Source organism: Flavobacterium difficile, from assembly GCF_011392115.1.
Taxonomy (GTDB): Bacteria; Bacteroidota; Bacteroidia; order Flavobacteriales; family Flavobacteriaceae; genus Flavobacterium; species Flavobacterium difficile.
Genome location: NZ_JAAJBT010000013.1, coordinates 1 through 11638 on the forward strand (window position 1 = coordinate 1; position 11638 = coordinate 11638).

Genomic DNA, 11638 nt, shown 5'->3' on the forward strand with positions numbered 1-11638 from the left:
CTGGACATTCTCCTCTTACTATACTTCGTCAGTTCGCTGTCGCTCGGGTCAAATGCTGCCTTCTTTGATTAAGAGATTACCTGAAAAGATAGCCTCTTATTTTTACTATATTTAGTCCCAACGGGACTTTTTTTTTAATCTGAACTTGAATCAGATTCTTTATGAGTTTATTGCAGTAAACTCCTTCTGAAATCCTTTGCGTTAGTGGGTGAAGTGGCATCCTTTTTTTTGTTGTTGTCCTAATTTACCTATCTAAACACCAAACGCCTTCAACAAAATAAAAGATAGAACGTAACACACGACCTCGTTGTAAAATTAACGTGTGGTATAATGAATACTTCTCTAACGAGGGAACGCTCAATTAAGAAAACTTTGTATATTTGAGTATGAATAAAATTTTAATTATTAGTTCTGTTTGGGTGGAGCCCAATTCATCTGCAGCAGGGAGTAGAATGTTGCAGTTGATTCGGTTTTTTCAATCGGAAAAATATGATTTAGAATATGCTTCAATTGCTTCTGAAAGCGAATACTCTATCGATTTATCAAGTTTAGGAATTTTACAACACGCTGTTCAGATCAATGATTCAGCTTTTGATGAATTATTACTTCAGATAAATCCAGATATAGTTTTGTTTGATCGATTTATGGTGGAAGAACAATTTGGTTGGCGCGTTTCAAATGTATTGCCAAATGCGATTAAAATCTTAGATACAGAAGATTTACATTGCTTACGTCAAGCCAGACACGAAGCTGTAAAGAAAAATAGTAAGATTTTAAATTATAATTCTGATGTGGCCAAACGAGAAATTGCTGCCATATTTAGATGTGATTTGTCGCTAATGGTTTCAAATTATGAAATGAATTTATTGCAAACTATTTTCCAAGTACCAAAATCGATTTTATTTTATTTGCCCATTTGGATTGAAAATTTCACTCCAGAAAAACCAGATTTTCATTCTAAACAAGACTTTGTTTTTATTGGAAATTTTTATCATGAACCTAATTGGGATTCGGTTTTAGTTTTAAAAAATGAAATTTGGCTAAAATTAAAAGACTTACTTCCATACGCGAAACTGAATATTTACGGAGCCTATCCGACTCAGAAAGTGCATCAATTGCATAATCCGAAAGAGCGTTTTTTTATCCATGGTAGAGCGGAAAGTGCGGAAGAAGTCATTTGTTCGGCTAGAGTTTTATTAGCACCCATTCGTTTTGGAGCAGGGATTAAAGGGAAACTATTAGAATGTATGCAATATGGAACGCCATCTGTAACTACAACTATTGGAGCAGAAGCGATGCGCGATGATTTACCTTGGAATGGGTTTATTGCAAATGAGTATTCAGATTTTATAATTAAAGCAGTTGAATTGTATTCGAATCAAGAAGTTTGGGAACAAGCTGTTGAAAATGGATACGAAATCATCAAACAGAAATTTATGTTTTTAATTTATAAGTCTAATTTTTTAAATGTTTTAAATGAACTTCAAACTAATTTAGAATTGCATAGAAATGCTAATTTCATTGGGCAAATGTTGCAATTTCATTCGATGAGAAGCACAGAATTTATGAGTCGTTGGATAGAAGAAAAAAATAAATAGTTTTTTAGCCGCGGATTTCACAAATTTTCACAGATTTCAAAAATCCTTTTAAATTCTTTGATGTGTTGCAATAAATAATAAAATTATGGTAGATAAAATACATCCCGATCAATTACAAATAAAAACTTTAGTATATGATACCTGCGATTTTGAATTCAAAAACTTTGTTGTAGATGCAGAAAGTACCGAATATCATGCATGTTCATTTCAATTAAATTCTTTTCAAATTATACATTGATAGTCAAAAATTACGCCTACTAAAATTGGTCAGTTAGTAACCATTTGGAAAAGAAATAACAAAGGAATAACAGCACCGTTTGATGTTTCATATAATTTCGACTTCATCGTAATCACTTCAAAAAAAGACACTAATATTGGTCAATTTGTGTTTCCAAAAGCTGTTCTTTTAGAAAAAGGAATTATTGGGAATAAAGATTCTTCTGGAAAGAGAGGAATTAGAGTCTATCCGCTATGGGATATTGCCACTAGTAAACAAGTAGTAAAAAACAACTTTGGCAAACAAAATATTTCTACTCAATAACTGAAAAATCTTTTGATATTGAATTGGTGAAGAAATTATTTGCTAATACAAGCTTTTAAAAAACTTAGTGACTTATTGTCTTCGTGGCAATTCTACATAAAACTCGCCAACAAAATTCCTAAAGCAATTACGACTAATTTAGCTAAATTGAATTTATGTCCTTCACTACTTTCAAAAATAATGGTTGATGAAATGTGAAATAATATCCCAATAACAATTCCAGATAATTGCGAATAGTAATTCGTGATGAAAGATAAGTTATCTGCTAAGAACGTTCCAATTGGTGTCATAAATGCGAAAGTTATCATGAAAAATAAAATCGCTTTAGAGTTCAATTGTGCATTTTTGAAAAACGTAGTTAAAATAATGGCAATGGGAAAGTGGTGAATTGCAATTCCGTAGGCTAAAGCAGGATTTTTACTGATAGGTAATCCTTCTAAAAGTGCATGTAAACATAAACTAAAAAACAACAACCAAGGAATGTGTGAAATTTTGTTATGTCCATGAACATGACCGTGTTCTGCGCCTTTCGAAAAATATTCTAAAATGATTTGAAACACTATTCCAACCATTATAAAGATACCAATTTTAGAATGGAAATGCCCTTCATGACCTGGTTCGGAAATAATTTCTTCACTATGATATACCTCTGGAAGCAAATGCATTACCGTTAATGATAATAAAAACGCGCCACTAAATGCAAGTAATAGTTTTAAGTTTTTCTTGCTCTTGGGTGCAAAAAATACAGCAAAGACATATCCCAAAAGAACGGATAATAAAGGAAAAATATAAATAGTGTAGTTCATTATTTAAAGATCATAATTAAACGTTCAGATTGTGATTTGTAAAATTTTCTCAACTTATAATCTCCAAAAATTTCTAATAAATAAATGCCTGCTTCTTCCATCATTTCTTCAAAATCTGCTAAAGTGAAGGCTGAAACTTTTTCCGTAAAGAAAAATGATTCACCTTTGTCTTCAAATCGAATCTCTTTGATAATTTTCTTATTTTCAACATAACGTTTAATGTTAAAAGTTATATCTTCAATTTCTTTAGTTTCTTCCGCTACTAAATTCTCAATAATAAAATCGGCATTGAAAAAATCAATTACACCAAAACCATATTCGTTGATACTTTCTTTTATGGCTTTTAAGGTTTTGATATTGTCTTCATGCGTATCAAAGTAGCCAAAACTCGTAAATAAATTAAATACGGCGTCATACGTTTCGTTCATCGGCTCACGCATGTCGTGCGTTTTAAATCGCAAAGTTTCATTTGAAGATGCTGCTGCAATCGCAATACTATTTTCGGATAAATCGACACCAGTTACGTTGTAGCCTAATTTGTTTAAGTAGATGGAATGTCTTCCTTTACCGCAAGCTAAATCTAAAATAGTTCCGTTTTCAGGCATATTTAGATAATGTGTGATATTATCCATAAAAGTTTGCGCTTCTTCATCGTTTCTGTTTTTGTACAAAATGTGATAATATGGTGTGTCGAACCAAGTACTGAACCAATTTTCTGAATTTTTTGTTGTAGAATCTGACATTTATCTGTTTGGAAATTATGAATCGACAAATTTAATGTATTTTTGCAAATAATAATAAGCGAAGTGAAACTAATACTGTTTTACTTTTGCCACCAATTATCGAATTAAATTTTGTTACAATGTTTTATTAGATGAATTGTCGACAATGTCGATTCGAATTGAAATCATTTAATATTAAATTCGTGCATTTGTGGCTAACATAAATATAATTAATACTTAAATTCTCTCTGAGGGAAAGAGGTCTATGGAAAATTTTAAAATGGTTGCCAAAACTTTTTTTGGTTTTGAAGAAATTCTAGAAAAAGAATTGTTCCAATTGGGAGCACAAAATGTGGTAAAAGGAACTAGAAGTGTTAGTTTTCAAGGTGATAAAGGTTTTATGTATAAGGCCAACTTGGCTTTACGTACAGCTTTAAAAATTCTAAAGCCCATTCATACGTTTAAGGCGTATAACGAACAAACGTTATATGATGGAATTCAAAAAGTAGATTGGTCAGATTATTTAAAAGTGCAACAATCGTTTGTAGTAGAAACGACGTTGTATTCTGAGCAATTCACACACAGTCAGTTTGTAGCTCAAAAAGTAAAAGATGCGATTGTAGATCAGTTTAAAACGAATACAGGTGAACGTCCGAGTATTGATAAAGATTTTCCAGATTTACGTATTCATATTCATATTGATAGAGATTTTTGTACGCTTTCTCTAGATACATCAGGAGTTTCATTACACCAACGTGGATACAAAACAGCAACGAATATTGCACCAATTAATGAAGTTTTAGCGGCCGGAATGTTAATCATGTCGGGTTGGGACGGAAATGCACATTTTTTAGATCCAATGTGTGGAAGTGGAACGATTGTGGCAGAAGCAGCTATGATAGCTTGTAATATTCCAGCAAATATCAATAGAAAAGAATTTGCTTTTGAAAGATGGCCCGATTGGGATTCGGAATTATTTGATAAGATTTTAGAATCGTTATTGAAGAAAACCAAAGAGTTTCATTATACAATTGTGGGTTGTGATAAAGCGCCAAGTGCGGTGGAAAAAGCAAAAGATAACATAAAAAATGCCAACTTAGACGATTATGTTTCCATCAAACAAGCCGATTTTTTTCAATCCGAAAAAGAAGTTGAAGGTCCGCTGCATATCGTTTTTAATCCGCCTTATGGTGAACGTTTAAATATTGAGATGGAACGTTTTTACAGAGAAATTGGTGATACGATGAAGCAAAATTACCCAGGAACAAATGCTTGGTTTATTACTGCGAATTTAGAAGCGTTAAAGTTCGTAGGATTACGTCCAAGTAGAAAAATAAAATTATTTAATGGTAAGTTAGAAGCGCGTTTGGTAAAATACGAAATGTATGCCGGAAGTAAGCGAACTAAGTTTCAGAACAGAGAAGAATAAAAAGAGCCAAGTAAAAAGTTAAAAGAGCCAGGTAAAAGTTAAAAGAGCCAAGTAAAAGTTAAAAGAGCCAAGTAAAAAGTTAAAAGAGCCAAGTAAAAGTAAAAAGAGCCAGGTAAAAAGTAAAAAGAGCCAAGTAAAAGTAAAAAGAGCCAAGTAAAAGTAAAAGAGCCAAGTTAAAAGTAAAAAGAGCCAAGTAAAAGTTAAAAGAGCCAAGTAAAAAGTAAAAAGAGCCAAATAAAAAGAACCAAGAAAAAAGTAACAAGAATCAAGTTTTAAAAAAATATTACTATGTCTAAACAAACAAAAGCTTTAGTTTTTAATATGTTAGGGTTTTTAATCCTTTTCATTACATTTCGTTTCATTGTAGCTACCTACTCCTCTTTTACAAGTTGGCAAATTCCTGTGGCTGCTTTTTTAGTCGCAACTATATTAGCACCTAAATTTCAAGTAGTAAAAACTAATGATGGTGAAAAGTTATTTATGAAATGGCTTTTTATGAAAGGAGTGAAGGAGATAAAATAATCAAATTCCAAAAAGAAAAAATCCCAAATTCCAATTGTAAGTATCAGAATTTGGGATTTTTTTTATCAAATAGTAATTATTGTTTTATTTCTTTTGCTTTCGTTTTGCTTTTATACAACGGAATAAAATAACTTACCGTGTAATTAAAACCTGCTCCAAATTTACTATTTTCATAAGTTTTATTAAAGCCAGGAATGTATAAGTTAGCAAATCCTTCCGGTTCTTTATTTGAAACTAAATAGTTCAATCGAAAAGAAAATCCAACATATATATTATTGAAAACTTCTGCTTTTAAACCACTTACGACTTCAATCCAACTTGCCGAAAGGCCATTAAATTCTTGTCCAGAAACAATAGTGTTGGTTCCATAAAAATTTCCAGTTTGATAAACATTATAAGAATTTAATTTCTGATCAAAACTTCCAATTCCAGCTCGCATTCCAACATAAATCATGTTTTCCATATCAAGCCAATTTTGATAAACATTATAATCAAAACCCACTTTAAAATAGGTTCCTTTTGTAGTAAAGTTGATGTTGTCGTCTAGTGTGGTTTTCTCTTCGTTTCCTAATTCTCCAGCGATATACAATTTCTTAGTAATTCTATAATCGCCAACCAATTCTAAACCTTTGTAATTTTTGTCATAAATCGATTTTGATAAGCGATGTAAATCAACACCTAATCTAAATCCATAACGTTGCGGGATTTTTACGGTATCTTTTGCTTTGTCTTGCGCGTAACTTTCCATTGAAAAACACACAAGAAAAACGAGACTAAAAATATATTTTAACATGTGTTTCATTTTCGTTTTCAATATTAGGTTGCGTTACAATTACGTTTTGAATCCAATTATTTGAATCTGGAGTTACTGTAACAGGATTACTAGTGTTCAAAACATATAAAGTTTTATATCCACAAGCACGAGAAACATATTCCGTTCTTCTTGTATAATTGAAGGTAACTTCGTCTTGGTTATCATCTGTTGAAGGTTCAGCACTTCCATTTTGAATAAAGTAAAATACTGAAGAATCTTGAAACGTTTTTAAAGGAATTTTAATGTTACTTGTACCTGAAAATCCAAAACCACTTGTAAAACCTGGCGCTATAATACCTAAATTAGTAACATTTTTAAGAACTGTCGGGTTTGCAATATCGTAAAATTCAAGCACTATTTTTGGTGTAGTTGGAGTTCCAGCATCGCAAATGTCATCCTTTTCGCATCCTGAAAAAAAGCAGCTGATTAGTACTAATAATAGAAATAGTTTTTTCATAGTTTATCTTTTTTCTAAAAGCACCACATTTTCAACGTGATGTGTCTGTGGAAACATATCTACAGGGCGAACTCGAGTGACTTTGTACATTTCATCCAACAAAGCCAAATCACGTGCTTGTGTTGCCGAATTACAACTAACATAAACAATTTTTTTAGCTCCAATTTTTAATAACTGAGCCACAACATCTTTGTGCATACCATCGCGAGGTGGATCAGTAATTACTACATCTGGATGTCCGTGTGTGTTGATGAAATCGTCGTTGAAAACATTTTTCATATCACCAACAAAAAACTCACAATTCGTAATGTTATTTCGAGTGGCGTTTTCTTTCGCATCAGCAATTGCCTCAGGAACGGCTTCTACACCAATGACTTTTTTCGCTTTTTTCGATACGAATTGCGCAATTGTTCCTGTTCCTGTATATAAATCGTAAACTAGTTCTTCACCCGTTAATCCAGCGAAATCTCTAGTAATAGCATATAATTGATACGCTTGTTCTGAATTGGTTTGGTAAAATGACTTTGCATTAATGCTAAAATGTAAGCCTTCCATTTCTTCTAAAATATAATTTCTTCCTTTGAAAGTAATAATATCTTGATCGTAAATAGTATCATTTAGTTTTTGATTGATCACATATTGTAGCGAAGTTACATTTGGAAAACGTTCGGCTAAAAAGTTCATAATCAATTCGATTTCTTTTTTGTTGTTGTCGTAAAATTGAATTAAAATCATCAATTCGCCTGTTGAAGCCGTGCGAATCATTAAGGTTCTCAATAAACCAGTAACTTCTCTTGGATTGAAGAAAGAAAGGTTGTTTTCGTTCGCAAATCGACGAATTTCGTTTCTAATATCGTTTGACGGATCTTGTTGTAAATGACATTTAGTAATGTCTAAAATTTTATCCCACATTCTAGGAATATGAAATCCTACAGCATTTTTATTATCTAATTCAGCTCCGGAAGCCACTTCTTCTGGCGTCATCCATCGCGTAGATGAAAAACCAAACTCCATTTTATTTCTATAGAAAAATTGCTTTTCCGAACCTAAAATCGGTTCAAATTCTGGCATATCAATTTTTCCAATTCGTTTTAAATTGTTGTATACTTCATTGTGTTTGTAATGTAATTGTTGGCTATATTTCATATTTTGCCATTTACAACCACCGCAAACACCAAAATGTTCACAAACAGGTTCCGTTCTGTGTTCCGAAAACTCATGAATTTTGATGGCTTTACCTTCGTAAAAGGCTTTTCTTTTTTTCATGGTTTGAATGTCGGCCACATCACCTGGAACCACATTCGGAATAAAAATTACTTTACCATCTGGGGCTTTAGCCACCGATACACCTTTTGCACCTGCATCAAGGATTTGTACGTTTTCGAATACGATTTTTTCTGTTCTCTTTTTTCCCATGTTGCAAAAATAAGAATTGTTATGCGGATTAGATAAATTATTTTACATTTATAACAAATTTTTAGAACATGACAAAACACTTAGCACTCTTACGTGGCATCAACGTTTCAGGACATAACATGATTAAAATGGATGCGTTAAAAAAAATGCTAGAAAATATGGGGTTTCTAAATGTGGAAACGTATATTCAATCGGGTAATGTTTTCGTGGATTCGGAAGAAGAACATGCAGCAACTGTAGGTTTTAAAATCAAACAAGAGATTGCTAAAGTGTTCGGACATGATGTGCCTATAGTTATGGTAACCAAATCAGAATTAGAATTGTGTTTTAAAAATAATCCGTATTGGAAAGAAAAGGAATGTAATACTAAAAAATTATACGTAGCCTTTATTTCAAAAGATTTATCACCATTAGCCATAAACGATTTAAAAATAAGTAATTTCAAACCCGATGAAGTGGCAATTGATTCTAGTAGAATTTACGTTAAATATGCTGTTGGAGCTGGAAAAACTAAATTAGATCAAAAGTACATTGAGAAAAAACTAAATGTGGTAGCTACCATGAGAAATTGGAATACAGTTACTAAGTTGTTAGAAATGTATGATAATTAGACTGGGAATATTGATATTGATTTTTGATATTGAAATTTGAATTTGTATTTTTACCAAGAATATGGATGATTTCTCTCCACAAGTAGGAATTGCGATTTGACAATCAATAAAAAATAAATTATGTCAGTTTTAGAAAAAATTAGCCCTGCTGATCTTATTGCCTTAGAAGACAAACATGGTGCACACAATTATCATCCACTTCCTGTAGTTCTGAATAGAGGAGAAGGTGTGTATGTATGGGATGTGGACGGGAAAAAGTATTATGATTTTTTATCAGCTTATTCTGCTGTAAATCAAGGTCATTGTCATCCAAAAATAGTTGGTGCCATGATAGAGCAAGCGCAAACATTAACCTTAACTTCTCGTGCTTTTTATAATGATAAGTTAGGTGTGTATGAAAAATACGTTACAAATTACTTTGGGTTTGATAAAGTATTACCAATGAATACAGGTGCAGAAGCAGTTGAAACGGCTTTGAAAATTTGTAGAAAATGGGCTTATGAGAAAAAAGGTGTAGCTGAAAAACAAGCACAAATTATTGTGTGTGAAAATAACTTTCACGGAAGAACGACTACCATAATTTCGTTTTCAAATGATGAGAACGCACGTAAAAACTTCGGACCATTTACAGATGGATTTATTAAAATTCCGTATGATGATATTGATGCTTTAGAAAAAGCAATTACTTCATCTCCAAATATTGCTGGGTTTTTAGTCGAACCAATTCAGGGTGAAGCTGGTGTTTATGTGCCTTCTGAAGATTATTTAGCCAAAGCCAAAGCATTATGTGCTACTAATAATGTGTTATTTATTGCAGACGAAGTACAAACAGGAATTGCTAGAACGGGTTCGTTATTAGCTGTTTGTGGTAATTGTACTTGTGAAAAATCTTGCGAAAAGCAAAGTAGTTATGTGCAACCTGATATTTTAATTTTAGGTAAAGCTATTTCTGGAGGCGCTTATCCGGTTTCTGCCGTTTTAGCCAATGATGCAATTATGAATGTGATTAAGCCTGGTCAACACGGTTCAACTTTTGGAGGAAATCCTGTTGCGGCAGCTGTTGCTATGGCGGCTTTAGATGTAGTTTCAGATGAAAACTTATCACAGAATGCTCGTAAATTAGGAAAAGTATTCAGAGAAGAATTAAATGCATATATTCAAACTTCAAGTATTGCAACTTTAGTTCGAGGAAAAGGTTTGTTGAATGCGATTGTAATTAATGATACCGAAGAAAGTGATACAGCCTGGAATATCTGTATGAGATTAGCCGAAAATGGTTTGTTAGCCAAGCCTACTCATGGAAACATCATCCGTTTTGCTCCACCTTTAGTAATGACAGAAGAACAATTGAGAGATTGTGTTTCGATCATTATATCTACTTTAAAAGAATTTGAAAAGTAAAATATTCTTTATCGATATTCATAAAAAAACCCGCCATTGGCGGGTTTTTGTTTTTGAACAACTCTATTAATTAGAATTTGTATAATAATCCAAAAGATGGAGTATCAAAAAAGTTGTTAAAAGAGTTTAAGTTTCCAGAAAGACCACTTACTTGAGTTTCATCACCAGCAGGAGTTTCTAATGTAGCAGTTCCGTAAGATAATACGTTATTTAATCCAAAAGAAATCGCCATGTTTTTAGTAACAAAATAATTGATACCTAAGTCAACACCAATTCCAAATCCATTCGCAGATTCAGTTTCTGTTCCGTTTACTTCAGCTTTTCCAGATTCAAATGCTAAACCTACTTCTGTAAATGTTTTGAATCTTTTACCTAAGTCTAAGAAATAGTAACGAGCAAAAACTCCAGCACCAAAAGTGTTAAATTTTAATTCATCAGTAGTGTTGTTGATTAAATCTTTTTCTTCTTCATTTTGACTTCCAACAGATAATTGCGCTCCTAAAGCTAATTTGTTAGAAATAAAGTAACCAAATTTTGGTGTAAAATTGAAGTTTGATTCTTTAAGTTCTGAAAGATCTGTACCTTGGAAAGATTCAGTTGTTTTTGTATTACCGAAAGATAAGTTTCCTTCTAAAAACATGTTTCCTTTAGTAAACCCAAATTCAGAATTTTCTTCTTGTGCATTAACAAATGTTAATGAAAATACTGCTAGAGCAGTTAATAATACTTTTTTCATATTTGTTTATTTTTAAAGTTATGGGTCAAATATAAAATGTTTTTTTCAATTATAGACTCGTTTTTTGGAGGTTATTAACATTTTTTTTAACACTTTTTTCAAACTGCCTTGATAGTCAAATACTTGTTAAAGATACATAGGAAAAGAGTTTTATTAGTTTTTTGTGATTCATGAGGCTAAAGTTATTAACAATTTTAAAGAACAATGAATTTGTTTTTATTATTTATTGTTAACAAATCAGGTATGATTTGTTATTTTTTTGGCTGTTTTTCTGTTTAATTAGGAAAAAAATCAGAATTAAAGTGTAAGAACAGTAATAGTGATTCCAGTAAAACCTTTGCTTTTTTGGTTGTGACGTATGATTCGTTCTTCTAAGTCAGAAGTGTAACCAATATAAAATTTGTTCTTAACAGAACTGTAAATGATGTAAACGATAAATGGCATATAAAAATAATTTCGGCATAAAAAAACTCCTTAATTTCTTAAGGAGTTAAATTGGTGGGCGATTGCTTGTTCCGATATTTCGGAAAGGGGTTCGAACCCCCAACCCTCCCGATAAATCGGGATGCACTGAACCAGCAGAGC

At 32.0% G+C, this 11638-nt stretch carries 14 protein-coding genes; 7 read left to right on the top strand and 7 right to left on the bottom strand.

The window, feature by feature from the left end; all coding sequences use genetic code 11:
- The first annotated feature begins 386 nt into the window (after positions 1 to 386).
- From G4D72_RS13115 to G4D72_RS13445, 3 genes are all read left to right on the top strand, one after another.
- A complete protein-coding gene (locus G4D72_RS13115) occupies positions 387 to 1598 on the top strand; it encodes a glycosyltransferase family 4 protein (RefSeq protein WP_166078190.1) in 1212 nt (403 codons plus the stop codon).
- Between the two features lie 85 nt (positions 1599 to 1683).
- Positions 1684 to 1836 (top strand): hypothetical protein, encoded by a 153-nt coding sequence (locus tag G4D72_RS13440; protein WP_235922510.1) that lies wholly within the window; start codon positions 1684 to 1686, stop codon positions 1834 to 1836.
- A gap of 42 nt (positions 1837 to 1878) precedes the next feature.
- Positions 1879 to 2139 carry a MepB family protein gene (locus G4D72_RS13445; protein ID WP_317165248.1) on the top strand — a complete coding sequence of 87 codons (261 nt, stop codon included), beginning with the start codon at positions 1879 to 1881 and terminating at the stop codon, positions 2137 to 2139.
- 92 nt (positions 2140 to 2231) lie between these two features.
- Here the strand turns inward: G4D72_RS13445 and G4D72_RS13125 are convergent, their stop codons facing one another.
- Entirely contained in the window at positions 2232 to 2945 is a 714-nt protein-coding gene (locus tag G4D72_RS13125) for a ZIP family metal transporter (RefSeq protein ID WP_166078191.1), read from the bottom strand.
- On the bottom strand, positions 2945 to 3688 hold the full coding sequence (locus tag G4D72_RS13130; protein WP_166078192.1) for a class I SAM-dependent methyltransferase: 744 nt from the start codon (positions 3686 to 3688) through the stop codon (positions 2945 to 2947). The genes G4D72_RS13125 and G4D72_RS13130 overlap by 1 nt, the downstream gene beginning before the upstream one ends.
- A 244-nt stretch (positions 3689 to 3932) precedes the next feature.
- On the opposite strand from G4D72_RS13130, the gene G4D72_RS13135 reads away from it, so the two are divergent.
- The gene (locus tag G4D72_RS13135) at positions 3933 to 5096 is read left to right on the top strand and encodes a THUMP domain-containing class I SAM-dependent RNA methyltransferase (protein WP_207784914.1); all 1164 of its coding nucleotides are present in this window, start codon (positions 3933 to 3935) and stop codon (positions 5094 to 5096) included.
- 288 nt (positions 5097 to 5384) lie between these two features.
- A complete protein-coding gene (locus tag G4D72_RS13140) occupies positions 5385 to 5618 on the top strand; it encodes a hypothetical protein (protein WP_166078193.1) in 234 nt (77 codons plus the stop codon).
- Positions 5619 to 5694: 76 nt separating this feature from the next.
- On the opposite strand, the gene G4D72_RS13145 is transcribed toward G4D72_RS13140, so the two are convergent.
- From G4D72_RS13145 to rlmD, 3 genes are read right to left on the bottom strand one after another with little or no spacing between them, the layout of a single operon-like run.
- Positions 5695 to 6420 carry a DUF6048 family protein gene (locus G4D72_RS13145; protein ID WP_166078194.1) on the bottom strand — a complete coding sequence of 242 codons (726 nt, stop codon included), beginning with the start codon at positions 6418 to 6420 and terminating at the stop codon, positions 5695 to 5697.
- The gene (locus tag G4D72_RS13150; protein WP_166078195.1) at positions 6392 to 6889 is read right to left on the bottom strand and encodes a DUF6452 family protein; all 498 of its coding nucleotides are present in this window, start codon (positions 6887 to 6889) and stop codon (positions 6392 to 6394) included. The genes G4D72_RS13145 and G4D72_RS13150 overlap by 29 nt, the downstream gene beginning before the upstream one ends.
- Positions 6890 to 6892: 3 nt before the next feature.
- The gene (gene rlmD, locus G4D72_RS13155; RefSeq protein WP_166078196.1) at positions 6893 to 8305 is read right to left on the bottom strand and encodes a 23S rRNA (uracil(1939)-C(5))-methyltransferase RlmD; all 1413 of its coding nucleotides are present in this window, start codon (positions 8303 to 8305) and stop codon (positions 6893 to 6895) included.
- Between the two features lie 68 nt (positions 8306 to 8373).
- Here rlmD and G4D72_RS13160 point away from each other — a divergent pair, with 68 nt between their 5' ends.
- Both G4D72_RS13160 and rocD read left to right on the top strand, forming a co-directional pair.
- Positions 8374 to 8916 carry a DUF1697 domain-containing protein gene (locus tag G4D72_RS13160; protein WP_166078197.1) on the top strand — a complete coding sequence of 181 codons (543 nt, stop codon included), beginning with the start codon at positions 8374 to 8376 and terminating at the stop codon, positions 8914 to 8916.
- Between the two features lie 120 nt (positions 8917 to 9036).
- Complete coding sequence (gene rocD / locus G4D72_RS13165) at positions 9037 to 10317, top strand: ornithine--oxo-acid transaminase (protein WP_166078198.1); 1281 nt, start codon at positions 9037 to 9039, stop codon at positions 10315 to 10317.
- A gap of 70 nt (positions 10318 to 10387) precedes the next feature.
- Here the strand turns inward: rocD and G4D72_RS13170 are convergent, their stop codons facing one another.
- Both G4D72_RS13170 and G4D72_RS13175 read right to left on the bottom strand, forming a co-directional pair.
- Positions 10388 to 11053 carry a porin family protein gene (locus G4D72_RS13170; protein ID WP_166078199.1) on the bottom strand — a complete coding sequence of 222 codons (666 nt, stop codon included), beginning with the start codon at positions 11051 to 11053 and terminating at the stop codon, positions 10388 to 10390.
- Between the two features lie 297 nt (positions 11054 to 11350).
- Positions 11351 to 11497 (bottom strand): GIY-YIG nuclease family protein, encoded by a 147-nt coding sequence (locus G4D72_RS13175; RefSeq protein WP_166078200.1) that lies wholly within the window; start codon positions 11495 to 11497, stop codon positions 11351 to 11353.
- Between the last annotated feature and the right edge of the window lie 141 nt (positions 11498 to 11638).

What these genes read in the sequence shown, in the direction of transcription:
- G4D72_RS13150 (WP_166078195.1), bottom strand. Translation starts at nt 6,889, where the DNA reads ATGAAAAAACTATTTCTATTATTAGTACTAATCAGCTGCTTTTTTTCA.
- G4D72_RS13145 (WP_166078194.1), bottom strand. Translation starts at nt 6,420, where the DNA reads ATGAAACACATGTTAAAATATATTTTTAGTCTCGTTTTTCTTGTGTGT.
- rlmD (WP_166078196.1), bottom strand. Translation starts at nt 8,305, where the DNA reads ATGGGAAAAAAGAGAACAGAAAAAATCGTATTCGAAAACGTACAAATC.
- G4D72_RS13440 (WP_235922510.1), top strand. Translation starts at nt 1,684, where the DNA reads ATGGTAGATAAAATACATCCCGATCAATTACAAATAAAAACTTTAGTA.
- G4D72_RS13160 (WP_166078197.1), top strand. Translation starts at nt 8,374, where the DNA reads ATGACAAAACACTTAGCACTCTTACGTGGCATCAACGTTTCAGGACAT.
- G4D72_RS13115 (WP_166078190.1), top strand. Translation starts at nt 387, where the DNA reads ATGAATAAAATTTTAATTATTAGTTCTGTTTGGGTGGAGCCCAATTCA.
- G4D72_RS13135 (WP_207784914.1), top strand. Translation starts at nt 3,933, where the DNA reads ATGGAAAATTTTAAAATGGTTGCCAAAACTTTTTTTGGTTTTGAAGAA.
- G4D72_RS13125 (WP_166078191.1), bottom strand. Translation starts at nt 2,945, where the DNA reads ATGAACTACACTATTTATATTTTTCCTTTATTATCCGTTCTTTTGGGA.
- G4D72_RS13170 (WP_166078199.1), bottom strand. Translation starts at nt 11,053, where the DNA reads ATGAAAAAAGTATTATTAACTGCTCTAGCAGTATTTTCATTAACATTT.
- G4D72_RS13130 (WP_166078192.1), bottom strand. Translation starts at nt 3,688, where the DNA reads ATGTCAGATTCTACAACAAAAAATTCAGAAAATTGGTTCAGTACTTGG.
- rocD (WP_166078198.1), top strand. Translation starts at nt 9,037, where the DNA reads ATGTCAGTTTTAGAAAAAATTAGCCCTGCTGATCTTATTGCCTTAGAA.
- G4D72_RS13140 (WP_166078193.1), top strand. Translation starts at nt 5,385, where the DNA reads ATGTCTAAACAAACAAAAGCTTTAGTTTTTAATATGTTAGGGTTTTTA.
- G4D72_RS13175 (WP_166078200.1), bottom strand. Translation starts at nt 11,497, where the DNA reads ATGCCATTTATCGTTTACATCATTTACAGTTCTGTTAAGAACAAATTT.